Here is a 23993-nt window from a genome sequence, read left to right as displayed (position 1 = left end):
ACTTATCTTAATATTGGATAACTCGCTGGTAATCTCATTTCCTATGTCTTACGACCTAACAACTTCTACCGAAGAAGTAATCGCTTCGGATTCAGTCCTTACAGCACCTCCAACCACCAAAGAACGTCCTAGCTGGATACAGTCAATAGGCACCGACCGCTTTGATAGCCGTCATCTAGGACCTACTGACTCTGAGATTGAGCAGATGCTGAAAGTGCTTGGGACGGAAACAGTCGATGCGCTGATCAACGCGGCAGTACCAGCAGGCATTCGACTCAACCAGCCATTGAAAGTGGGTACGGCACTGAGTGAGACAGAAGCTCTAAAGAAGATTGCCGAGATAGCAGCGCAAAATCAGGTCTATCGTAGCTACATTGGCTTGGGCTATCACGCTTGCGTAACGCCGCCTGTCATTCAGCGCAATATTCTAGAGAATCCGGGCTGGTATACACAGTACACCCCTTATCAGCCAGAGATTTCTCAAGGTCGCCTAGAAGCGCTGCTAAACTATCAAACGATGGTCACTGATCTAACTGGCCTAGAAATTGCTAACGCCTCACTCTTAGATGAAGGGACAGCCGCGGCTGAGGCAATGAGTATGAGCTTCGGCGTTTGTAAGAATAAGCAGGCGATCGCCGCTAAGCAATTTTGGGTCTCGGCCGCCTGTCATCCCCAGACAATTGAGGTTATTCGAACTCGCGCTCAGCCATTAGGAATCACTGTCGTTATCGGTGACCATACCCAGCCAATAGCCGCAGACGAACCGTACTTTGGTATGTTGTTGCAATATCCTGCTACAGACGGTGCTATCTATGACTACACCGAGTTTATTGAACAGGCTCACCAAACTGGTGCGATCATCACCGTTGCTGCCGATCTGCTTAGCCTGACGCTGCTGAGAGCACCCGGCGAATTCGGCGCGGATATCGCCGTTGGCAATACTCAAAGATTTGGCGTTCCGTTGGGCTATGGAGGTCCCCATGCCGCTTATTTTGCCACCAAACAAGCCTACGCCCGCAAGCTACCAGGTCGCCTTGTTGGACTTTCAAAAGACAGTAAAGGTAGGCCTGCTTTGCGTCTAGCGCTGCAAACTAGAGAACAGCACATTCGCCGCGATTCAGCGACTAGCAATATCTGTACTGCTCAAGTTCTTCTTGCTATTATCGCTAGTACCTACGCTGTCTACCATGGTCCCACGGGTCTAAGAGCGATCGCCCACAAAATCCAACAGCTTACAAGTGCCTTGGCCAGTGGGCTGAAAAAGCTAGGTTACGAGCTAAGCGATGAGCCCGTTTTCGATACGCTATCAATTCAAACTGGTGAGCGAACATCAGAAATTATTACTCGGGCGCGCACGCAACAAGTCAATCTTCGAATCGACCCAAATACATCAGACCAGGCCGCTACAGTCGGCATCTCTATTGATGAAACAACAAATCTTAGTCAGATTGCTGAACTGTTGACAATATTTGCAGGAGATAATCCTGTTCCTAGCTTAGAATCTCTGACACCAGAGTCACTTCCCGCTTCGCTGAGCCGGACATCGAGCTATCTTACACATTCTGTATTCAATCAATATCATAGTGAAACAGAGCTGTTGCGCTACCTCTATAGCCTACAAAAGAAAGATCTTTCCTTAGCCGATGCCATGATTCCGCTTGGCTCTTGCACTATGAAGCTAAATGCAACCGCCGAGATGATGCCCATTACCTGGCCAGAATTTGGACAGATCCACCCGTTTGCGCCGCTTTCGCAGACCAAAGGTTATCAGGAGCTTTTCACTCAGCTAGAAGATTGGCTATGTAATATCACTGGCTTTGCCGGTATCTCTTTGCAGCCCAATGCTGGCTCTCAGGGCGAATATGCTGGTCTGCTAGTAATCCGTGAATACCACAAAAATCGCGGTGAGGGTCATCGTAATATCTGTTTGATTCCTCAATCGGCGCACGGCACCAACCCCGCGAGTGCGGTGATGGCAGGCATGAAGGTTGTCGGCGTGAAATGTGATGATGACGGCAACATCGATGTAGAAGATCTGATCGCTAAAGCTGAAAAGCATAAAGCAAATCTATCAGCGCTGATGGTAACCTATCCCTCCACACACGGCGTCTTTGAAGAAAGTATCAAAAGAGTCTGTGAAATCATTCATACTCAGGGAGGGCAAGTCTATATGGATGGGGCCAATATGAACGCGCAAGTTGGCCTGTGCAGTCCTGGCGATATTGGCGCTGATGTTTGTCATCTCAATTTGCATAAGACATTCTGCATTCCTCATGGTGGGGGCGGACCAGGTGTGGGACCTATTGGCGTAGCGGCCCATCTAGTTCCCTTCCTTCCTGGCCATAGCCTAGTTGATACTAGACTCGAAAGCGGAGAGGACAAAAGAATTGGCGCTGTTTCTGCCGCACCTTGGGGAAGTTCAAGCATTTTGCCAATTTCTTGGATGTATATTCAGATGATGGGCTTTGACGGTTTAAAGAAGGCGAGTGAAGTCGCTATCTTGAGTGCTAACTACATTGCCAAACGATTAGAAGATCACTACGACATTTTGTACAAAGGTAGCAGTGGGCTAGTTGCCCATGAGTGCATTATTGATTTGCGTGAGTTCAAAAAGACGGCACAGATCAACGTGGACGACATTGCTAAACGGATGATTGACTATGGTTTTCATCCGCCAACGATGTCTTGGCCGGTCGCTGGAACCATTATGGTAGAGCCCACCGAGAGTGAGTCTTTAAGTGAGCTGGATCGCTTCTGTGATGCGATGATTGCGATTCGCGCTGAGATTGAACAGATCGAGTCGGGAGTCTGCGCGCTTGAGGAGAGCCCTCTACACTACGCACCTCATACCACCGCTGATCTAGTTGAAGAATGGCACCGAGCCTATTCGCCTGAAGTTGCTGTCTTTCCAACTGAGTGGACACGCGATCGCAAGTTTTGGCCCAGCGTCAATCGGATCGATCAGGCATTTGGCGATCGCAACCTAGTCTGCACCTGTCCTTCCATGGATGAGTTTGCAGAATAACTCTACCTTGCTTCCCTACCTTCCAACCCACCCTATGTCCGACCCTGCCCAGGCTACCTGGCAAACACCTCCCGAGCCAATTGCCAGCATGCTCGATACGCCACGTCTGCCGGCGGTCTCCTTCTCGCCAGATGCGAACTGGATTGTCGAACTACGCTCAGCCGGACTTCCCCCTATAGAAGAACTAGCTATACCCAAGCTAGGACTAGCTGGGCTGCAGCTAAATCCTCAGACGTGGGGGCCAGCCAAAGCAAGCTACTACTGTGCACTATCTATTCGCCGCCGAGATGAAAAAACGGCCTGTCCCATAGCGTTGCCATCTAGTCCACGCATCCGCAATCTGAGTTGGTCAAAATGTGGCCAATATCTGTCTTTCACTCAAACGCATCTATCACCAGAACTACAGACACCAGGATCACAGACACCAGGATTAAAGAACCATGGGTCTCATCCGGCAGCAAGCGGCATCAGCCTCTGGGTGCTAGAGTTGGAAACCGCTAAAGTCTGGGCACTCACCGACTCAATCCTTCACAATATTGGCGGTGGTAGCCCAACTCGATGGCTACCCGATGGCACTATTATCTGCCGCATCCGCATAGACTCTGAGCCGCCACCAGTACCATCGGCAATTCCCACCGGTCCGGTGATCGAAGAGAATCTAGGAAAGGTAGCTCCCGCGCGCACTTTCACCAATTTGCTGGAAAACGTTCATGATGAAGCGCTATTAGAGTACTATCTCACTTCTTCTATCGCTAAGATTTCATTGACAGGCGAGCAGACACCGCTAGTTGATCCAGATCTGTACACAGGATTTTCACCTTCTCCTGATGGTCAGTGGTTGAAAATCGTTAAGGTAAAAAGACCTTTTTCCTATCAAGTACCACTAGCTCGTTTCCCGCGTGAGGCTAGCATCGTCAGCCTTCAAGCCGATGCGCTAAAACAGACTGCGTATGTCATTTCTGATCTACCCCTAGCTGAAGAAATTCCCATTAACTTTGATTCAGTCAGGGCAGGCAGAAGGACTTCTGGTTGGCGGGCAGACAAGCCAGCCACTATCTACTGGGTAGAGGCATTAGATGACGGTGATGCTCAAGTAGAGAGCGAATACCGTGATGCGGTTTATACGTTATCTGCGCCGTTCATCGATACGCCACATCTGTTGTGGAAATCTACCCTACGCTTTAGCAGCTTAGTTTGGGGAAATGATACGGCCTTACTAGCTTACGAAGTTTTCTACAACACGCGGCAGATTCGCACCTGGAGACTGTTCCCCAACGATCCTCAAGCAGCACCCGTACTCTTAGAAGAGCGCAACTTTCAAGATGCCTACAGTAGTCCTGGTAATCCAGTCACCACACCAGGGCACTACGGTTGGCCGGTTTTACTAATGTCCGAACAAGGAGACATCTACTTTAGTGGGAGAGGCGCTACGGCAGAAGGCGTTTCTCCTTTTCTAGATCGGTTTCATTTAGAAAGTCAGCACAGGGAGCGAATATGGCGATCGCCCTCAGGTACGTTCTCTCGGGTGCAAAGAATTCTCGATCCAGCGGCTAGAGAGTTTATTGTTCGCCGTCAAACCCAAACAGAACCCGGCAACTATTGGCTCCACTCAGAAAACGAACAAACCGCCCTCACTAGGTTTAGTGACCCTTTGCCCTGGTATAGGAATATTCATAAAGAAATCGTTCGCTATACTCGCGCTGACGGCTTAGACCTTTCTGGCACCTTATATCTGCCCCCAAATCACGATTTAGAACGCGATGGTCCCTTGCCAACATTGCTATGGGTCTACCCAGAAGAACACAAAAGTAGAGAGACAGCTAGTCAAGTTACGCAATCAGAAAACACGTTTGGTAGACCCACTCGCGCTTCGGCGCTGTTCTTACTAACCCAGGGCTATGCGCTGCTTTCAGGGCCGTCAATGCCGATTGTTGGAGAAGGGCAAGCAGAGCCTAACGACACTTATCTAGAACAGCTCATTGATAGTGCAACGGCGGCTGTGGATTATTTAGTAGAAAGAAAGGTGTGCGATCGCGACCAAATTGCTATTGGCGGTCACTCCTACGGTGCATTCACCACCGCTAATCTGCTGGCTCACACCGATCTTTTTTGCGCTGGCATTGCTCGCAGTGGCGCTTACAACCGCAGCCTTACCCCCTTCGGCTTTCAAGGCGAACAGCGCAACTACTGGGACGCCACCGCCACCTACAATCGTATGTCTCCTTTCACCAACGCGGATAAAATCAACCATCCATTGCTCCTCATTCATGGGGCCGCTGACAACAACTCCGGTACCTATCCCATTCAGACCGAACGCCTTTACGAAGCTATCAAAGGACTTGGTGGCACTGTTCGCTACGTCAGCTTGCCATACGAAGAACATGGCTATCGCTCGAAAGAAGCCATTGGTCATGTTCTTTGGGAAATGGTCCAGTGGTTAGATAGCTACGTGAAACGGATATAGCAAAGTAAGGACACATTCTTCCTTCGTCTTGGTGAGGAGATAAGAACAGGGTGAGGATATGAGAACAGGGCTTTAGCACCGGTGGTCTAGGCCGATAGCGTTAGAAATATGTTCTAAATTGTTATTGTGTAAACGCTCAACTAAGCCGCTAGTGATATTTTTGATCATTGTAGGGCCTTCATATACCCAACCAGTATAGGTTTGCAGCAGCGAGGCGCCAGCGGTGATTTTGGCCCAGGCATCGTCGGCGTTGAAGATGCCACCTACGCCAATAATGGGTAAAGTGCCTTTGGTTTGAGCGTAGATCTGACGAATGACTTCTGTGGATCGCTGCTGCACAGGCGCCCCACTGATGCCGCCTGCTTCGTCGGTAACGGACTTACCTATAGTCGTGATAGTGCGAGTGGTGAGCGCGCTGCGATCAACTGTTGTGTTAGTGGCGATAATACCGGCTAAGTTGCAGTCTTGGGCAAGCTGAACGATATCTACGATGTCTTCGGTAGCTAGATCCGGAGAGATTTTAACCAATAGCGGTTTGTTCTCGGTATTAGCGTTTTGAAGTGTTTCAAGGATAGGGGCGAGCTGTTCTGTCGCTTGGAGCGATCGCAATCCTGGCGTATTGGGTGACGACACATTCACCACAAAATAACTTCCCTGCGTCTTCAACAGCTCAAAACTCTGGAGATAGTCTGTTGAGGCTTCTTCTAGTGGCGTGATCTTAGACTTACCCAAATTAATTCCAATCGGTATTGGGTAGTTATCTTCTGGCCAAAGCGCTCTAAGCGTGTTCGACAAAGCCGCTGCCCCCTGATTGTTAAACCCCATCCGGTTTAGCGCCGCTCTATCAGCAGGTAAACGAAACATTCTCGGTTTAGGATTGCCAGGCTGTGGGTGGTAAGTCACCGTACCTAACTCTGCAAAGCCAAAACCAAGTAAGGGCCAAGCTCGAGCTGCCGTACCATCTTTGTCGAATCCAGCGGCTAGCCCCAGCGGATTGAAAAAGTTAATATTCCAAAGCGACTGACAAAGAGAAGAAGTGCCACTCGCAAAGGTACTATTCATCGCGGCTTGGGCAGCTAGTCGAGTAGGTTGATGAAATAGTCTACCGCTGTTGGGTTTGGTAGCTAGCCAAGCGAGTAGATCAATCGTTTGACGATGAACGCGCTCGGGGTCTGCCTTAAGAGTTTTGAATAGCGATCGCACCCCAAATTGATAAAGCTGTTGCAAAAGAAAATACCTATCGTTACCAACTATCGCCCTCAGCAATATATCAAGCTAGGACATGCGGCGCACAGCAATGTAGGCCATCACATCCAATATCAAGAGGATGCCGCTGGCGTAGAAGACTGGGGTCGTGTAGTCTAAAGGGTCTGTCTTTGAAGAGTTCATCGAGTATGAGCGACGCCTATCGCTGGATTGGCAAGTCTTTGCAAACTATACACCGCGCCAACTGGTATCGTAGCGTTCAATCGATTGATAGCTATGGTGGACCTACGGTGACAATCAATGGTCGTTCATTGATCAACCTAGCCAGTAATGACTATCTAGGACTAGCCGCAGATCCAAGACTAGTCACCCAGGTAAAAACAGCAGTTGAACGCTATGGAACAGGGTCGACTGGGTCACTGCTATTGAGCGGACATCGGCCCTTACACCGAGAATTAGAACAGGCAATTGCTCAGCTAAAAGGAACAGAAGATGCCATTGTCTTTAGCAGCGGCTACCTAGCAAATCTTGGCACAATCACTGCGCTAGTCAATAGCCGCGACCTGATCTTGAGTGATGAATACAACCACTCAAGCCTAAGAAATGGAGCGGCCCTCAGCGGTGCAAAAACAATCACCTACGCACATGGCGATCTTAGAGACTTAAGCGCGAAGTTAGCAGCCGCACGGGCCGCCTACCGCCGCTGTTTGATCTTGACTGATGGGGTATTTGGAATGGATGGCGACGTATGCGACTTGCCGCAATTGTTAGGTTTAGGCGATCGCTTTGAGGCGATGGTGATGATTGATGAGGCCCATAGCGTAGGCGTGCTAGGTAGAACAGGCGCAGGCTGCGCTGAATTTTTTGGTTGTCAAGACCGACCGCTGGTGCAGATGGGAACGCTTAGTAAAGCGCTTGCTAGCTTAGGAGGATACGTTGCTGGCAGTGCAGAACTAGTCGATTTTCTGCGTAATCGTGCCGCTAGCTGGATCTACACAACTGGACTGTCGCTTGCTGACTCAGCAGCAGCATTAGGCGCAATCTCTTTACTCATCCAAGAACCTGAGCGCCTAAGTCAGCTTCGCCAAAACGTCCAATATCTCATCGAGCGGATAGATCATCTGCTTTCTAGCAAAGCAACTCTACTTCAAACGAAGTCACTTAATCTCAGAAGACTTCCCTCGGACTCAGCGATTGTCTGTTTGCAAGTAAAAGATGCCACTACTGTGCTCTCACTAGCCAAGCACCTTAGAGAGCAAGGAATTTTCGCTGCAGCCGTTCGCCCGCCAACGGTACCGGTGAGTCGTCTACGTCTCAGTTTGATGGCTACACACACCTCAGCTCACATTGACCAATTTATCTACACACTCAGCAGCTATCTCAAATCTGTCTAAAGATTCTGCTAGAGAGCTGACATGTCAATTTGCGTGATCCTTTAAGATCATTCATGTAATCTCACTGGTTTAAATAACTTACTGTCAAATCATGGCTGATATTAACTGCGCTGTAGACTGCAAAAATGGCTGCGTCCTCGGCGACGACTGCCCCCATAAAGATTCTCAGCAGCAAGCCTCAAAGTTTATTGAAGATACCTCTCTAGATACCATGCTAGAGATGGCGGCTGAAGCTGTTCGCCGCAAGCAGCAAGAGCGAGCTGCTGAAGGTCCAAAATGGGTTTTTCCTGAAGACGGCATTCAGAACTCGTAAATTCGACTTCTGGCTCAACTTTCGACTTCTGGTTCAACTACCCAAGCTCAGCTACCGTTGGCAAACTGATCGCCTATGGGCTGGTTCTGTGGATGGGTAGCGTTAAAACTTGAGGCAGGAACTAGATTTTGATCTTCAGGCTTTTCCCAAGATACTTCTAGCTTCTGCTGCGGTACGCCGAGCGAAATTCCAGCTTGATCGAAAGCCTCTTTTACTCGCACGCGCAGCTCTCTGGCGACTAAAAATTGTTTGGACGGCTGAGTCTTTAGTAGAAGTCGAATGGAGATTCCCGCCTGGTCTACAGCTTCGACGCCAAGCAGATCAGGCGGCTCTAAGACAAATTGCTGCCAGTGCGGGTCAGTTGCGATCGCACTAGCCGTTTCTTTGAGTAGCGGCAATACCTTATCTAAATCCACCATAGGCGAGACCTTCACCACCAAATCTATCTGCGACCAGTCCTTTGACAGATTCTCAACAATACTAATCTGGCTGTTTGGAATGGTGATTAGCCTGCCTTCTAGATCTCTTAGCTGAGTGATGCGCAGATTGAGACGTTCCACGCTGCCGGTTAGTCCTTGGATGCTGACAATATCTCCTACACCAAACTGGTCTTCAAACAAAATCAAAAAGCCATTGATCACATCTTTGATTAAGCTTTGCGCTGCTAGAGAAATGCCAACCCCTGCAATTCCTGCCCCCGCGAGGATAGGACCCACTTCAATACCCGAAATTGATAACACCAGCAGCAGCAGCGCTCCAAAGATTACCGCTGCGACCAGCCCTTTAGCCACTTGAGAAAACGTCAGAAATCTTAGCTTTAGCCGCTGCGATGATTCCGGTGCCCATTGCGCCCCTTCTTGCAAAGCAAATCCTACTTTATCGATCAAGAAACTGCTGGCTCTAAGCAGAACATAAGCAATCCCCGAGGCTAAGAAAATTCGACCTGGTACTTCTAACCAGTGCAGCAGCAGTGTTGTTAGCCATCGAGTGTAGGGGAATCTAGCGAGTATCCAAAGACCAGTTAGTATCCACAGCACGCCCTGAGAAACTACTAGCAGAGCTCGTATAGTTTCGTTGATCTTGCGCTTCTGACGATTGTCTAAACGGGCTTTTAAAAGCTCGAAAACTGACTCGAATACGTCGGCAGTCGGGTAGGGGATCAAAGGTGGACGGCCCATGCTGGTCGCCTTCCCAAGCTGAGTCCTAGCCGTAGAAAGGTATTTTTGCCGCCGTCTGATCCGCACGATGGCTTGCCGAATGATTGTCTCTATCAGTAGGGCGATTGCAGCGGCCAACAAAGACAGGATTAGCTGCCGTCTTAGATACGAAGGCTGACGCTCTTGGCGGTAGCGGATAAGCGCAGACTCTAGTGTGTCTGCTAGCGTTCGTGCATATTCTCCGGGGCTAGCTAAGCCAATAATTTGCGCATCCAAGGTGGTTACGGTCAGAAAAGCCTCGCCATCTACTGCGATGACCGGCAGGCCAGTCGGCTCGTCGGTGGTGACCGTTACTGATGGACTGCTTTCAAACTGGTCTCTGGCTAATACATGCAGTCGTTTCTGGATTTCTTGAGCACGCAGCTCTGCGGCTTCTGAACCGGCAGCGGTAGTAGCACTAAGGTAAAATATGGTTCTGCCATCTAGATAGACAGGTGCGATCGCCTCAGTTGCGGTATCGCCTATAATAGGCGCCTGCCAATCTAAAGGAATAGTGGGCAGTAGTCGATTGATCGCAGGCGCTTCAGTGGGTGCCTGTTCTGCGCCTGGTTCTACAGTAGGCGCGACTGGCTGTATGGTCTCTGGCGCGACTGGCGTAGGCTGCGCTTCTGACTGGGCGATCTCTAAATGTGTGACCTTCGAGTGTGCGACTGCGGAATCTATTACTCCAAGCGCAAGGACTATCAGAACGGTGATCAAACCAATCACCACACCAGCCAGCACTTTTGACTGAGATCTTCGCCTCCCTTCTGCAAAAAAATTGCCCATAAAATAGCAACCAGATAAAGATAGCAACCAGATAAAGATCGCTTAGCACCCAAGATTAGTACGTTGATGGCTCTACTAAATTACTACATCTATTCAGTTTGAATATGACCGAAGCCACCCTTAACCTTGGTAGCGACACTGACTTGATGCGGCGCTGCTGCGAGTTAGCCGCTCAAGCTGCGGGCCACACTGCGCCCAACCCCCTAGTAGGCTCTATCATCCTTCGAGATGGCGAGATTGTCGGGGAAGGATTTCACCCGAAAGCAGGCGAACCCCATGCCGAGATCTTTGCGCTACGAGCAGCCAGTGACCGAGCTCAGGGAGCTACTCTCTATGTCAATCTAGAGCCGTGTAACCATAAAGGCCTCACGCCACCCTGTAGCGAAGCTGTGATCAAAGCTGGGATTCGCCGAGTGGTGATTGGCATGCGAGATCCCAATCCCAAAGCCAAAGGCGGAATCGAAAAGCTACGTCAAGCTGGCATTGAAGTTGTAGTCGGGATTGAAGTGGATCGGTGTCATCAGCTTAACGAAGCCTTTATCCACCGAGTGACACATAATAGCCCATTTGGCATCTTGAAATATGCCATGACACTAGATGGCAAAATTGCAACCACAGCTGGGCATAGCGCCTGGATCAGTGGGCCTAGCTCTCGTCAGCGAGTACATCAGCTACGCAGTCGATGTGATGCGGTCATCGTCGGGGGCAATACCGTGCGCCAAGACAATCCAAACTTGACTAGTCATGGAGAGGGAACGCGCAACCCGCTGCGAGTTGTGATGAGTCGCCACCTAGATCTTCCCTCAGATAGAAACCTTTGGAAGACAGAAGTGGCGCCTACGCTAGTCTTTACTCAAACGAATGCGAACCTTGAAACAAAGGCTGCTTTAGTCCGCCAGGGAGTAGAGATAGTGGCGTTGGAGAGCCTCACTCCTGCGGCCGTCATGGCCCATCTGTATCAGCGCGGGGCCATGAGTGTGCTTTGGGAATGCGGTGGCGTGCTAGCGGCTAAGGCGATCGCAGCGGGCTCCGTGCAAAAAATCTGGGCGTTTATTGCACCCAAACTCATTGGCGGTCAGCGCGCGCCCTCACCGATTGGCGAACTAGGCTTTACAGCAATGACCGAAGCGTTAGCTTTACATTCAGTATCAATAACACCAGTCGGCCAAGACTTCTTGTTAAAGGGATACCTATGACCTAATAGCAATTCTAAATCACGCGAAGTATGGCAATTAGCATCTTAGATAGGCAGGTAGGAACCTACCTTGCCACCGCCTTCAAGCTGCCTTGTCAGCCTCAATGACGAATCTAGGTGACTAGGCAGAGCGAGAGAACATACTTTCTAAACAATGACGCTGCTTGATCCCCTGTAGCTGAGCTAAGAGATATTCACGACTTCTAAAGCCCTCTATCCGCTGAAGTACTCTACCCTGTTCTATATATAGCAAAGTCGGTAAAGCAGTTAACTGATAGCGATTGGCTAGCTTCAAATTTTGGTCAGCGTTGATATCGACAATCTGAATCGGTCCAGGCCATTCTGTTCGAAAGCTGTTTAAAACAGGAGAGACTAGCCGACAAATACCACACCACGGGGCGCTGAAATGGACAAGCACTGGAACTGAGGAGGCTAAAACTTCGCGGTTGAAATTCTCATCAGTGACCATAGTCATCATAGGTGAGCTCTTTTATTTTTGGTTTTTAATGGGCGTTCTACTGAAAGGTTTCAGACAGCCCTTTGCTGTCTGAAACCCAAGCCATCAGACAGCCTTCGCTGCCAAGAGGCATGGGGATCAGTGCTTATATATTATATGTTTTTTCACAATTAGCCACGTTTTCTTTCCTAGAAAGTAGTTGTACATAGATATGGGCTAGGTACTTAGGATATGGGCTAGGTACTTAGCCAGCCAATAGCGATCGCTACGATTGCGCCAATTGTTGTGTTGATGATATTAACCAGATCGTGAGTTAGCCAGCTTAGCTTTTCTTCGATAGTGGCACCAATTAGGCTTTCTGCGGTAGTAGCAACAAAAGCTGCAGCGACACATATCAAGATCCCAAATGGTCCGAATAGGCTCGGTTCCAACAGGCCAGTACCATAGGCCACTACTGCTAGCGCTAGCGAACCAACCACACCTGCTAGGGTTCCTTCTAGACTGACTGCTCCTTCTGTTCCCTTAGGAACTGGAGAAAGGGTTGTAATCAGAAACGTCCTCTTCCCATAAGCTTTGCCAATCTCAGTTGCAGCTGTATCTGAGAGCTTAGTGCTAAGTGAGGCTACAAATCCTAGCGCCAACAGCGACTGCCAGAGAGGATAAGCAGTACCAGCCGTACCTAGATCAAATGGCGCTAGCGTTTGCGCACCTAACACTTGCAGCGCGATCGCGATTAGGCCACAGACAGCTGCGCTCAAAGCCGAGCCCCAAACGTTCCCAGGTCCACGAACCCCTCCTCTCGCCTCAGCGATGCCCAAAGCTTCTTTTTCAGCTACGCCCACCTTAGTAACGGCCGAGCCGATAAAGAAGTAGAACAAAATCGTCACATAGCCCTGCCAACCAAATGACAGCCAGACGACTATGCCTAAAAGCCAAGCATTGCCATACCCCGCAGGCGTTAGCAACTTCTTCGGGAGGAGAAAGGCAATTACAATCAGGCTCGTATTGAGTAGAATTGCGACTAGCAAAGGATTATCTAGAAGCATAAATTAGTCCGAAGCAGATCATAGGCACTTCAACTAGCATTATTAACCCACCATAGCCATGTGACACCAGCCATGTGACACCAGGTTAGATATCTACAGTAATAAATATTACTCCTGATATTTATCTAGAGCTTTGATTTGCTATAGCCCCGATGACTTACAGCCAAGGCTTACTGTCTTTAATCTAGCCAAACTAAAATCTAGCTAGACTAAGCTTTTGTAACACTCTCCGACTGGGAATAGCGTCCATTACGCCCTCTATACCAGGTGCCATCTCTAGCACCTGCAGACAAAATGTTAGAGATACGATTTCGCGCCTTGAGATAAGACGTCTTTGGCATGCTCTCTTTGAAGATAGAAGACATTACATCAGCGATCTTGAAGATCTTACTAGGCTCAGATCTTAGAACGGTACTAACCGCCTCAGGTAGCGCTAGGCTCCTATACTCAGACTGGACATACTTTTGCCAGGCAGCAGCTCTACCGTCTTTCTTTCTTTTCGTAGAGCGACTTGTCTGCTTTGGCTGTCGGTCTGACTTAGACGCTACAGAAGATCTTCCTTCCGACTTAGCAGACGCCTTGTCTTTATTGGATGCTTTTGCCCGAGTAGAGCCAGACGCTGCGCGATCGCCATTAATTTCATCATCTTTGAACATATCAATGACGGACAGTAGCTCCTGACGTTTGATCTGCAGCTGAGAAAGCTGAGCTTCCAAATGCTCGATTTGTTCGGCTAAATCCGATTCAACAGTAACAAGCTGAGAAAGTACAGGGTCAGTCATGATAAAGAGGTTCCTCGTATGTTTATAAATTCCTCATCCTTGATTGGTTTGAACAAATCAGATAGCTACGTTCTCAAGATTCCCTTTCAAGATACGCTCCTAAATAGCTATGCACCTTCAAAAGCACTTTCAAAAAGAGGATTTGTACAAAGTGAGTGTAGCGCCTTCTGTCACCGTCGTTTACCTGATTGAAGAATCTTGTAACGAATAGCCACCTATGTTGACATACCCTTAGGTAAAAACACTTTACAACGAAGATACTCTACCTAGAGGCACCGCATTACACGACGGCCGGTTACGGGCTAGCAAGTAGCGAAGACGAGGGTGGCAAAGGCATGTCACATCGCCACCCTATCGAAAGACAATCGTCTTATTCTTATGCAGCATCACCCTATCTTCAATGTGATAACGTAACCCTCTAGCAAGAACGGTCTTCTCGATATCTTTACCGTAGCGGACCAGGTCTCTTGGCGCGTCAGAATGGTCAATGCGCAACACATCTTGATCAATGATCGGTCCGCAATCGAGATCTTCGGTGACGTAGTGACAGGTAGCTCCAATCAGCTTTACACCGCGTGCATAGGCTTGGTGATAGGGCTTTGCACCGACAAAAGAAGGGAGAAATGAATGGTGAATATTGATGATTTTTCCAGAATAGCGATCACACATCTCTGGTGGCAGTATTTGCATATAGCGTGCGAGCACCATGACATCGCCATCAACCGCTTCAAAGTAAGACATCATCTGTGAGTAAGCCGCTGTCTTTTTTTGAGGTGTTACCGGTACATAATAGTAAGGAATCCCATGCCATTCGACCAAACCTCTAAACACCTCGTGATTAGAGATCACACAGGCAATTTCAATCTCGAGCTCTTGTGATTTCCACCGAGATAGTAAATCATACAAACAGTGGCCGCTTTTTGAGACCAGGACGACAACCCGGGTCTTTCTGGTCGAGTCTCTAATTTTCCAGTCCATCTTAAATTGAGCGGCAATTGGCTCAAACCGGCTACGCAATTCCTCGATGGGGAAACTGAGCGAATCCGCCAGGATCTCCTGACGAGTAAAAAAACGCTGCTCTAGCTGGTCAGAATGGTGATGAGCCTGGTTGATCCAACCGTTGTTATTCGAAATCAAGGTACTCACCGCCGCAACAATACCTACACGGTCCGGACAAGAAAGAGTAAGAATATAGCGTCGAGGAGAAGACATGAATCACCACCTAGAAATCCTATGAAAAGTTAAGAACAGGCTGTTTTGTGAGCACAGACTACTATAGATTTTATTCGAGTAGATTCTATTGGCGTAATTTGTGAAAGTTGCTGGTGAGGAAGCTGTGCAATCGATTTGGCTATCAACTAGGCAGTTCATCCCTTTGTCTTTTATTCCAGCTGGCACTGGCTTGTTATGGCAAGCGGTCTCTGGTGAAGCCTTAGCACAGCAGCTACTAGCGCTAGCACTAGCGCTGTTCTGCATAGAATTAGCCACTATGGCAAAAGTAGACCTAGATAACATCTTTCAAACTCTACAACAGACCAGTGATGCCCGTCTTTACTCTTTTCTTTTTGTCGTGCGTAGTACTATTGTTCTAGAGCTAATAGGGTTCTATACGGCACTGACTTCTCCGGCGATAGGAGCCCTTGTGATCGTATGTAGTCAGCTCTGGTTTAATTTGTTGGCGAAACTGCAGCTACAACCCAAACAGACGCCTGCTATCATCTCTTTTGGGATCTTGCCACGAATCCCTATCCTTCTAGCAAACGGGGTAGGCATAGGTCTACTCAGCCTCTGGTTTGTTCCAAACTTGGGTGAAAAGCTAGGGATTGTTATTCAGCTACGTCAATGGCTAGCCGGAGGATTACTGATGCTAGTCATCCTCTTCCTTTTGATTAAGTACACGCTTCTAAGTGTTCGGTCAGTTATAAATGGTGGCAACAACGGGTAAAAAGCCGAAATTTGACCGTAATCTCCCCTAATCTTGCGAAAAAAGTTAAGAAAAGTCTTGCCTGAAAAGAAGAAAGTGATTAAATAGTGTTATTGTCAAGAAAGTTATCTTTGCCTAAAAGCGCTTCAGATAGGGTTTAGCCTTCGCAGTTGTCTTCTATAGCTATTCTATGCATGTCTTCCGGCATGTTTTTAGGAAGTATGGTTTTAGAAAATATGCTTTTGCAATACTGCTTGGATAATTGCTTCTACAGAATCGTTGTTGGGTATTTGTTTCAGGTTTGCCTGCTACTGGATATACGAGGAGACAATCACTCGAAGATAGCTGAATTGCAGGATAGCTAAATTGCAGGCGGCTGCGGCGTTTAGCTGTTGTTTGATACTCAGGCCTTTCAATTTAAGGGAGTCTTCGTAAGGTGTTCTCGCCCTCGGAGGTTTTCGAAGGCAATCGCTCTAGACTCTTTGGTCTTTTGCCTAGAGTTCTACGAATTCAACTTCTAGATAACCAGGCTACAAGCGATTAATTTCTAAAAGACTGAGTCAAGCGGCCGCTCTTCTATCTTTTATATCATTCAATTTCTGTATCAACTGTAAGGAGAAAATTTTGTATGTCTACATCTGTTTTACCACAGCTTCTAGAAGTAGATTCCGAGCTATCTGCACAGGCAACTGTCTTAGAGGCTAAGCTAACCCAGCTTCAGCAAAAGCGGGAAGGCATTCAGGCGGTCATCTCTATGTTTGAATCTGGGGAGAAGCCAGCTGCCTCAGCTATTTCGACGATTACAGACGCGTCGACAACGACAAAGATAACGACCAAAAAGACGCCTGCAGGTAACAAAACTAAAGGCAGACGTAAGGCTGGTAAGTCTTCTACTCAATCGACCGCACCTAAGTCAACCACAACAAAAGCTTCAAAACCTAAGGCTAGTCGCGGACGTCCGGCCAAATCGAAGCAGAGCGCAGCTTCAACCAAGCGTAGCGGTAAAGCTGACTGGCAGCGCTATATTCAAACAACCTACAAGAAGTCACCACTTCCTGACGTTATTGTTAGCGTACTACAGGCTCAGCCGAATAATGTCTTTAAGATTGCAGATGTGATGAATCTAGTCTTTCAAGAAAATATGCCAAAAAGTCATTTTCTGAAGGCACGAAACCGAATCTCTAACATCCTGTCTGCAGGTGCTCGTGATGGTGTTTGGCACCGTGGTGGGAACGGCACTTACAGCATGTCAGAAAAAGCTATCAAAGCTAGCTAACAGGCTAGTCACATGTTTTCCTTATCCATTCGGCTTTATCTAAGGAATAGAGGCTACACGGTGAGGGCACTCGAAGACTGACCGGCAAAAGACCGACTAGCATAGGATATCAATGACAACACACAAATGGCTTAGCAATCTGCGGAGTGATTCGGCGGAATGATTCGGCGGGTTGCTATCTATTTAGGCCCCACAGAACCAGAGCAGAGTATTTATCAAGGGTGCAGACAAAGTGCAGAGTGCTACCGCCGCCGCTCCTCTCCTTGTTGTGGTTTTTGGTGTACGTCTTGACGGTGCATAGAGAAAGCACTTAGAGAGTGCATTGAGAGTGCACCCCATGTAGTGTGCCCTCTGTCCGCTTTGTGCAATTCTGTTTTGTACAATAAACTGCAGATGCGGAGAGAACAGTCAAATTCGGGACTGTTTTAAGTCAAGGCGTACTATGTTGATGGCCGTATAGTCTGAAGAGACTTAGGTCCTAGGTCTAGCCTTGTTTACCTTTAGTGTGCGACCCATCCACTCAGCCCCATCTAAAGCGGCAATGGCCGCTTCTTCCTCTGCATCACTAGACATCTCTACAAACGCGAAACCTCTCACTCGACCGGTTTCGCGATCGGTAGGAACCTTCACAGACTTAACTGAACCGTACTCAACAAAGACTTCGTTGATGTCATCGCGAGTAGCATCAAACGATAGATTTCCAACGTAAATTGACATAAGGCGTTTCTAGATTGCTTCTAGAGTAAGGATTACAAGGCTTTAGAGAAGTCTATTCTAGACATAGTTACTAGGGACAGTCTCTGGTGGTGGCTGACTACGTCGTACAAATACGGTGTTAGCATACTTCAGGTTTACTTGCCTGACTGCTATTTTGGCTGTAGTCCCCATTACAAAACAGTAATCCTTTCAAAGAGATTATTAAAGCGACTGGACTATGGAGGTTTTATGAGTACTATCTTTCATCTTTCTTTCCCTATCGCAGATATTCCCCAGACCAAACACTTCTATGTTGAAGGGCTCGGTTGTGAGGTCGGTAGAGAGGGTAAGGGTTCACTGATTCTAAACCTAGGTGGTCACCAACTAGTTGCCCATGTCGTGAAAGAGCCCACCACGGCACAAACAGGGATTTATCCAAGACATTTCGGTCTTACTTTTGAAACAGAACAAGAGTGGGAAGCAGCATTGACTAGGGCTAAGGAGAAAAAGCTGACCTTCTACCAGCAGCCTAAGCATCGATTCAAAGGTGATCGCATTGAGCATCGAACCTTCTTCCTAGAAGATCCCTTTCATAACCTGCTGGAGTTTAAGTATTACGTCTATCCCAGCGCAGTGTTTGGAGAACATCAGTATTCAAAGGTAGGAGACAAGACGGAGTGATGTTTTGCTCTACTTTATTCTTTGAGAGAAGTAATTCTTCAAAACAGAGGGTTAAAAGCCGATAGAGCAGCTAATAGAAAGACCTAGCGAAAAGCCGGAAAGTATAGCGCTCACCCTATCTAGGCAAGGACCATAAGTCTCTTTGGCTGTTGTTACATACAGCTTTCGGCCAGTATGCTCTACATCTAGCACAGCGTGCAAAGCGACAGTCAAGCTAGTGCTTGGGCAATGACAAAAAGTGCCTGTTGATCTCTAATCATACGGTTGTGACTAGGGATCAGTAGTCGCCGTGTCTGTCCGCTGCCAATTAAAGAACTCCATGGTGGCAAAATTAGAAGGTCAAAGGGTGTCCAAAAAGAAAAGAACTGAAGCACTTTCAAACAGTCTGCATCCTGGTTAAGCGCTTTGATAAAATCGCTGTTTGGACACATTTGACGGATGCCCGGGCGATCGCTACCCAGTGCTAAGAATGTTCCTCGGTGCGGCGTAGAAACCGTCACAAACTTTTCTACTCTACTCAATCCGCCTAGTCGCTGCACATAGTAGCGGCTCACCAATCCTCCCATACTAAATCCCAACAGGTTAAATTGCTGTTGGGGTGCTAGCCTGCTATCGATAAAGGTAGCAAGTTGACGGGCTAAGCTCTCTAACAATGCGTCGCCATTGTTAGGCGTCATAGTCAGTGCGTAGACAACATGGTCGTTCGCTTCTAGATAGGTTTTGAGGGTTGTAAAAATCTCCGCTCGATTCCAGATACCGTGAACTAGTACGATCGGTAATTTTGAAGAATTACTCATAGTCGCTACTTGTTGAGTACTCACCGCTACTAGCCATCTTCTTGATTGCGGTCTTCCCAACGAAATAAAAACACCATCAGAGCGACAACACCAAGTTGCAAAGCGAGATTTGGCAGCGATGCAGCCAGATCTCGTCCAGCTAAGATCTTTGTAAAAAAAACGAATCCGCCAACTGCACCGGAGGCCCCAAAAGCAGCGTACATAAACTTTCTCAAACCTTTATAAGGCGCTTGAGATTCCGCGACTAGTTTGTCATAGCGCGCTTGACTCATGCCCTTTGGCGGCGTTTTTCTAGGAATGTCTTTGGTCCTTGAGTTCGCTTTCAGACTGTTTGGTGAGTTAGTCTTCTGATTTTTGTTAGCTGAGCCCTTTTGACGAGATGTCTTGTTCTTACTAGCCATATCGCTCTATCTTGTGCTTCTACTGCTTTGATTTCTACCTATCATTGTGACAGGTCCTGTCCGGTGGGGATGGCCTGGTCACTTCAGAAAACGTCGCCAAATCGCGCCTACCCGCTTTGACTAAAGCATCGTTTCTAATTCGACAAGAGTCACAGCGGCCGCAAGGAAGATCTTCTCCGCTATAGCAAGACCAGGTTTTTTCAATCGGGACGCCTAGGTTCAAGGCTCTATGAACGATGTCAACTTTAGAATCTGAAATGAGGGGGGCCACAAGCTTAGGAGCGCGATTTTCAAGTCCAGCTTTTGAAGATAGGGATGCTAACGTCTGAAAAGCAGCTAGGTAGTCGGGCCGACAGTCTGGATAGCCAGAGTAATCGACAGCGTTGATACCAAGATAAATAGCGATCGCTCCGCTAGCTTCAGCCAGGGAAAGAGCGATCGCAATAAACACAGTATTGCGCCCTGGTACATAGGTCGATGGAATCACCTTAGCGTCTAAGTCTTTACCCTCAGTCGGAATGACCATAGTCCGATCGGTCAAAGACGAACCGCCCCACTGAGCTAAATTAATATCTATTATCTGATGCTCCGTGATGTCCAAAGCACTGACCAGTTCTCGCGCGGCCAGCAGCTCTCTATCATGACGCTGACCGTAGTTGAAAGACAGCGCAATTACGTCATAGCCATCTGCAATTGCTTGGGCAGCGCAGGTAGCTGAGTCTAGCCCACCAGAGAGTAAGACAACGGCCTTTGGGGATGGCTTCATGAGGCGTGATTTCCCTTGAATGTCTAACCGGCCATCATTGTACGCCTTCTGTAAAGTGTCTGACTTTTTGTTCAGGCATCTATAGCTTTGATCACTTAGCTTACGGCATAGTCATTGGCTATAACCCTTGTGTTTCAACAGGCTAAGTGACTCGCAATGCACGTAGGCTTTGCCTTCTCGCAGAGTATGCATCCGCACATTGCTATATCCTTTAATTTTGGCCTTGGAAAATCTGGTTGTCTAAGCTTTTGTTGCACACGTGCACTACATGTCGGCCTAGCACTCTAAATTGAAAGCGCAGCTTGGCTGTTGATTCAAACCAGATTCAGACATTTAATAGGAAGACACATTTCATGGACTTAGGGCTAAAAGATCGAATCGCTGTAGTGACAGGGGGTGACTCTGGCATTGGTAAAGCGACGGCTGAAATCTTGCTGAAAGAGGGTGCTAAAGTAGCAATCTTGAATCGCTCCTTTGATGAGATTGACGATCTCAAATCCTTTGGCGAACCGTTTCCAGTCAAAGCTGACATTACGAGCCTAGAGCAGGTAGAAGCAGCCCGCGATCAGGTAGTCGAGCACTTTGGCAGGCCTGCTGAGATTGTCGTTCATTCAGCAGGTATCACGGGCGCAGTCGGTGATTTTTTAGACGATATCGACGATGAAGGCTGGATGCATACCATCAACGTTAACCTAATGGGAACGGTACGAGTCTGTCGTACCTTTATCCCGGATATGCGTAAGGCAGGATGGGGACGGCTAGTGCTGCTAGGCTCTGAAGATGCCGTGCAACCTTACATAGAAGATATGCCATACTGCGCCTGTAAGGCAGGAACGCTAAATCTGACTAAAAATCTATCAAAAGCCTATGCCAAAGACGGTGTACTCACCAATATGGTGTCGCCTGCCTTTGTAGAAACAGCTATGACCAATGCGATGATGCGATCACGTTCTGAGGAGCGCGGCATTAGCATGGAAGAAGCTGTGTCCAGCTTTCTTGCTGAGAACCGTCCCGGCATCGAGGTAGGTAGACGGGGCAAAGTCGAAGAAGTAGCAGCAGTGATTGCCTTTCTCTGCTCGAACCAGGCTAGCTACGTAGTCGGCTCCAACTGGCGAGTAGATGGTGGTTCTGTCTCTACCATCTCGACTTAGCCTTCGCCGTCGACTGTTTCGCCTGGCAGCTCAACCTCTTCGGCAGGGACTACCTCAATATCTACAGTCTTGAGCGCAACGGGCAAGGCACCGCTTTTTAGCTGAGCTTCCAAGGCTTTAGCAGCCTCAGCGGTAAAGTTACCAGAAATCACAGCTTTACCGTCGGGGATACCCGTCTGAGCATAGTCAACATCTACAACCGGCGTACTTAACAAAACATCGTCTAGAAAAACACCAATCGTGCGACCCGTACCCGCGATCGCCTTAGTCTTTTCGGTGAATCTTTTGGTGCCTTCCTCGTTGAACCAGACGGTAATTTCCCAGGTATTAAAGCCACTCATCAAAACGGCCTGTGCATCTGAGACCAAATCGCCGGTTAGTTCACTAGGCTCGTAGAGCTCAACGATTTCGGCCCTGGTTTGATCAATTTGCGACTGTAGGGCCTCAGCATCCTCTAGGTTATCGGTCTGCTTCAACGTATCTTGTTCTACTAACAGCCGCTGCAGTGCTTCAATATTTTTGGCTAGATCCTCTTCGGTTTCTGGTTTTTGGCGCCGTAGTGATAGCTGTCCAGTATCCGCAAATACATCTGCGATGGCTAGAGCGTCAACTTCAGCCGGTAATCTGAGCCTAATCAGGCTAGAATCTGCTTCAGAGATAATCTCAGCGGTCTCAATCTCCAAATTGGTCAGACGTTCTTCTAGGATGGCTTCTGTTTGCTCTATTGTTTCTAAATCGAGTTCGGTATCTGCTTGAGGGGCAAGCGTAATTTGAGTATAGTTTCGAAGTCTGTTAGAGCAAGAGAGAGTCAAAGTGGAGGCGATCGCCATCCCTACCAACCACCGACTCAATCGTATTGTCTTCATACCTACTTATTAGGAAATTAACGGTCTAGGCCTAACAACCTAGCCCTAGTCATTCAGGAACATACAGCGTCTAGAGAGAAGACACTGCATCAGAGTATTATCGCATGCTTAACTGTTGATCTAGAAGGCTAGTTTTACTGGCTACTCTTCCAAAGCAATCTCCTTGTCCAAATGTCGTGGCAGCAGTGGGCTTTTCCTATCGACCGAGGTCATAAAGAATCGCTGAGTAGGATAGGCTAGAGAGATATCGTCGTTTTTAGCGAACTCGCGCAGAATATTCTCCCACAGCACTTGCTCTGATCCGCGGCGTCGACGGGGCTCACAGAGGTAGCGCAAAGTCAGCAGGATGCCGCTTTCTCTGACGGTGGTATAAACCGTAGGGGTCAGCTTGGAATAAGAAATCATGTACTTTCGACCGGCTCTACGGATGTGCTCCTCAGCAGAACTACTCAGATGCTCGGCGTGCTGGCTCAGCTGAATAAATAGGATAGACTTGGCAGCCTCCCAATCGCTTTCAAACGTAATTAGAACTGGGATTTCATGCCATATGTACTTAAATCCCTGGGTGTAGTTAGCGATAGGCTGCTGAAAAATCCGGCTGTTAGGAAGATGAATAATTCGCCCGGTGCTTTGGTCTGTCTCTACCCAATTACCAATCTCCATGAGCGTGAATTGAAAGATGGAAATATCGATTACATCGCCAGCATGAGTGTCTACTTGAATGCGATCGCCCATCTGAAAGGGCTGTCGCCATAGAATGAACAACCAGCCCACTATATTTACCAGCGGATCGCGAAGGACAACGGCTAGGCCCGCTGCGAACAAACCCAAGAAGGTTGATAGTCCAGCAATACTGGGTAGCCAAAGCATGACCACCGCAAAAGTATAGAGGCCATAGCAAAGATAGCTATTCCACTTGCGCCAAGCGTAGCGATTTCTGGGATCTTTAATTTGCTGATCGATCAGTCGATTTGCGCCTACTCGCAGCACGGTAATCGCGACTAGGCCGACTATCGAGGTAACCAAGTTATTTCGAAGAACTGGGTTAGCCAGCGGACCCAAGGAATCAACGACCTGTGCCAATAAAGCCATAGATGTGGTTCAACAACAATATGAAAATAGGAGCCCTATAGAAGCGGCTTAGCTACCGTCTTTTGCCATAGCCAGAGACCGCCAACACACAGCGCACTTGTCCACCATATCGCAGCCAATTCCGACTGTCCGGTAATTAGGTAGCCACTTCCAATCAAAATCAATGTGATCATACCTATTTGAGCGGCCACTAGCATCAGCCGGACTGTCTGCACAGCAAGCTGAAGCCGCTTTGCTATATCGTCTCCAGCGTTGAGTACAATGCTTGACTTGGCTGAATTTTGAATAGCCGCTTCAAAAGATTCAACCCTAGCTACATCGACTTGATAATAGGTACCGAGCTCTGCGTCGCGCAGGGCTGGATCGGAGCGCAGACCGAATTGTTTAGCCAGAGCGATCGCTGCTCTAATCTGCTTCTTGTTTGCCACGGGTCGGAACGTTTCAAACAGCGACTCCCGATAAACCCCAGTTTGGGC

At 48.2% G+C, this 23993-nt stretch carries 23 protein-coding genes; 10 read left to right on the top strand and 13 right to left on the bottom strand.

What is annotated here, in order from left to right:
• Positions 1-43 precede the first annotated feature (43 nt).
• Positions 44-3025 carry an aminomethyl-transferring glycine dehydrogenase gene (gene gcvP / locus S7335_RS12495; protein ID WP_006454726.1) on the top strand — a complete coding sequence of 994 codons (2982 nt, stop codon included), beginning with the start codon at positions 44-46 and terminating at the stop codon, positions 3023-3025.
• A 34-nt stretch (positions 3026-3059) separates the two neighbouring features.
• Positions 3060-5489, top strand: coding sequence for a S9 family peptidase (locus tag S7335_RS12490; RefSeq protein ID WP_006456119.1), 2430 nt, complete (start codon positions 3060-3062; stop codon positions 5487-5489).
• Between the two features lie 72 nt (positions 5490-5561).
• Here S7335_RS12490 and S7335_RS12485 read toward each other — a convergent pair whose 3' ends face one another.
• The gene (locus S7335_RS12485) at positions 5562-6716 is read right to left on the bottom strand and encodes a quinone-dependent dihydroorotate dehydrogenase (protein ID WP_006456853.1); all 1155 of its coding nucleotides are present in this window, start codon (positions 6714-6716) and stop codon (positions 5562-5564) included.
• On the opposite strand from S7335_RS12485, the gene S7335_RS27785 reads away from it, so the two are divergent.
• The 3 genes from S7335_RS27785 to S7335_RS12475 all read left to right on the top strand — a co-directional run bounded on the left by S7335_RS27785 (position 6711) and on the right by S7335_RS12475 (position 8402).
• Positions 6711-6854, top strand: a complete 144-nt coding sequence (locus tag S7335_RS27785; protein WP_157620219.1) for a hypothetical protein — start codon at positions 6711-6713, stop codon at positions 6852-6854. The genes S7335_RS12485 and S7335_RS27785 overlap by 6 nt on opposite strands.
• A gap of 29 nt (positions 6855-6883) precedes the next feature.
• Positions 6884-8089 (top strand): 8-amino-7-oxononanoate synthase, encoded by a 1206-nt coding sequence (gene bioF / locus S7335_RS12480; RefSeq protein WP_006457330.1) that lies wholly within the window; start codon positions 6884-6886, stop codon positions 8087-8089.
• Positions 8090-8180: 91 nt separating this feature from the next.
• The gene (locus S7335_RS12475) at positions 8181-8402 is read left to right on the top strand and encodes a hypothetical protein (protein WP_006454166.1); all 222 of its coding nucleotides are present in this window, start codon (positions 8181-8183) and stop codon (positions 8400-8402) included.
• A 47-nt stretch (positions 8403-8449) separates the two neighbouring features.
• Here the strand turns inward: S7335_RS12475 and S7335_RS12470 are convergent, their stop codons facing one another.
• Positions 8450-10387 (bottom strand): mechanosensitive ion channel family protein, encoded by a 1938-nt coding sequence (locus tag S7335_RS12470; protein WP_050765851.1) that lies wholly within the window; start codon positions 10385-10387, stop codon positions 8450-8452.
• A gap of 104 nt (positions 10388-10491) precedes the next feature.
• Between S7335_RS12470 and ribD the strand changes: the two genes are divergently transcribed.
• Complete coding sequence (ribD, locus tag S7335_RS12465) at positions 10492-11583, top strand: bifunctional diaminohydroxyphosphoribosylaminopyrimidine deaminase/5-amino-6-(5-phosphoribosylamino)uracil reductase RibD (RefSeq protein WP_006453429.1); 1092 nt, start codon at positions 10492-10494, stop codon at positions 11581-11583.
• 120 nt (positions 11584-11703) lie between these two features.
• Here ribD and S7335_RS12460 read toward each other — a convergent pair whose 3' ends face one another.
• The 4 genes from S7335_RS12460 to purU form a co-directional block, all read right to left on the bottom strand.
• Complete coding sequence (locus S7335_RS12460) at positions 11704-12057, bottom strand: co-chaperone YbbN (protein WP_227499992.1); 354 nt, start codon at positions 12055-12057, stop codon at positions 11704-11706.
• 218 nt (positions 12058-12275) lie between these two features.
• On the bottom strand, positions 12276-13085 hold the full coding sequence (locus S7335_RS12455) for a TIGR00297 family protein (RefSeq protein WP_006455860.1): 810 nt from the start codon (positions 13083-13085) through the stop codon (positions 12276-12278).
• A gap of 209 nt (positions 13086-13294) precedes the next feature.
• On the bottom strand, positions 13295-13867 hold the full coding sequence (locus S7335_RS12450) for a hypothetical protein (protein ID WP_006453885.1): 573 nt from the start codon (positions 13865-13867) through the stop codon (positions 13295-13297).
• A gap of 351 nt (positions 13868-14218) precedes the next feature.
• Positions 14219-15079, bottom strand: coding sequence for a formyltetrahydrofolate deformylase (gene purU, locus S7335_RS12445; protein ID WP_006453636.1), 861 nt, complete (start codon positions 15077-15079; stop codon positions 14219-14221).
• Between the two features lie 100 nt (positions 15080-15179).
• Between purU and S7335_RS27305 the strand changes: the two genes are divergently transcribed.
• On the top strand, positions 15180-15812 hold the full coding sequence (locus S7335_RS27305; protein WP_006455126.1) for a hypothetical protein: 633 nt from the start codon (positions 15180-15182) through the stop codon (positions 15810-15812).
• Between the two features lie 607 nt (positions 15813-16419).
• Positions 16420-17067 carry a hypothetical protein gene (locus S7335_RS12435; RefSeq protein WP_006456102.1) on the top strand — a complete coding sequence of 216 codons (648 nt, stop codon included), beginning with the start codon at positions 16420-16422 and terminating at the stop codon, positions 17065-17067.
• A gap of 471 nt (positions 17068-17538) precedes the next feature.
• On the opposite strand, the gene S7335_RS12430 is transcribed toward S7335_RS12435, so the two are convergent.
• Positions 17539-17784, bottom strand: coding sequence for an RNA-binding protein (locus tag S7335_RS12430; protein WP_006453660.1), 246 nt, complete (start codon positions 17782-17784; stop codon positions 17539-17541).
• Between the two features lie 228 nt (positions 17785-18012).
• Between S7335_RS12430 and S7335_RS12425 the strand changes: the two genes are divergently transcribed.
• Positions 18013-18444, top strand: coding sequence for a VOC family protein (locus S7335_RS12425; protein ID WP_006453900.1), 432 nt, complete (start codon positions 18013-18015; stop codon positions 18442-18444).
• Positions 18445-18653: 209 nt separating this feature from the next.
• On the opposite strand, the gene S7335_RS12420 is transcribed toward S7335_RS12425, so the two are convergent.
• The 3 genes from S7335_RS12420 to queC are packed head-to-tail and all read right to left on the bottom strand — an operon-like array spanning position 18654 to position 20408.
• Positions 18654-19241 (bottom strand): triacylglycerol lipase, encoded by a 588-nt coding sequence (locus S7335_RS12420; protein ID WP_038016177.1) that lies wholly within the window; start codon positions 19239-19241, stop codon positions 18654-18656.
• 29 nt (positions 19242-19270) lie between these two features.
• Positions 19271-19642, bottom strand: a complete 372-nt coding sequence (locus S7335_RS12415; RefSeq protein ID WP_006455519.1) for a DUF3493 domain-containing protein — start codon at positions 19640-19642, stop codon at positions 19271-19273.
• Positions 19643-19676: 34 nt separating this feature from the next.
• Positions 19677-20408, bottom strand: coding sequence for a 7-cyano-7-deazaguanine synthase QueC (gene queC, locus S7335_RS12410; RefSeq protein WP_006457468.1), 732 nt, complete (start codon positions 20406-20408; stop codon positions 19677-19679).
• Between the two features lie 353 nt (positions 20409-20761).
• Between queC and S7335_RS12405 the strand changes: the two genes are divergently transcribed.
• Positions 20762-21559 carry an SDR family NAD(P)-dependent oxidoreductase gene (locus S7335_RS12405; protein ID WP_006456702.1) on the top strand — a complete coding sequence of 266 codons (798 nt, stop codon included), beginning with the start codon at positions 20762-20764 and terminating at the stop codon, positions 21557-21559.
• Here S7335_RS12405 and S7335_RS25950 read toward each other — a convergent pair.
• The 3 genes from S7335_RS25950 to S7335_RS12390 form a co-directional block, all read right to left on the bottom strand.
• A complete protein-coding gene (locus tag S7335_RS25950) occupies positions 21556-22425 on the bottom strand; it encodes a hypothetical protein (RefSeq protein WP_157620211.1) in 870 nt (289 codons plus the stop codon). The genes S7335_RS12405 and S7335_RS25950 overlap by 4 nt on opposite strands.
• 141 nt (positions 22426-22566) lie before the next feature.
• Positions 22567-23517: a mechanosensitive ion channel family protein gene (locus S7335_RS12395; RefSeq protein WP_006455922.1), complete on the bottom strand. Its 951-nt coding sequence runs from the start codon at positions 23515-23517 to the stop codon at positions 22567-22569.
• A 35-nt stretch (positions 23518-23552) separates the two neighbouring features.
• The coding region (locus S7335_RS12390; RefSeq protein ID WP_038016175.1) for a hypothetical protein at positions 23553-23993 on the bottom strand (441 nt) is incomplete at its 5' end.

This window comes from Synechococcus sp. PCC 7335, from assembly GCF_000155595.1.
Classification (GTDB): Bacteria; Cyanobacteriota; Cyanobacteriia; order Phormidesmidales; family Phormidesmidaceae; genus Phormidesmis.
Note: the sequence above shows the minus strand (reverse complement) of the source record. Positions and strands in the feature narration are given on the sequence as shown.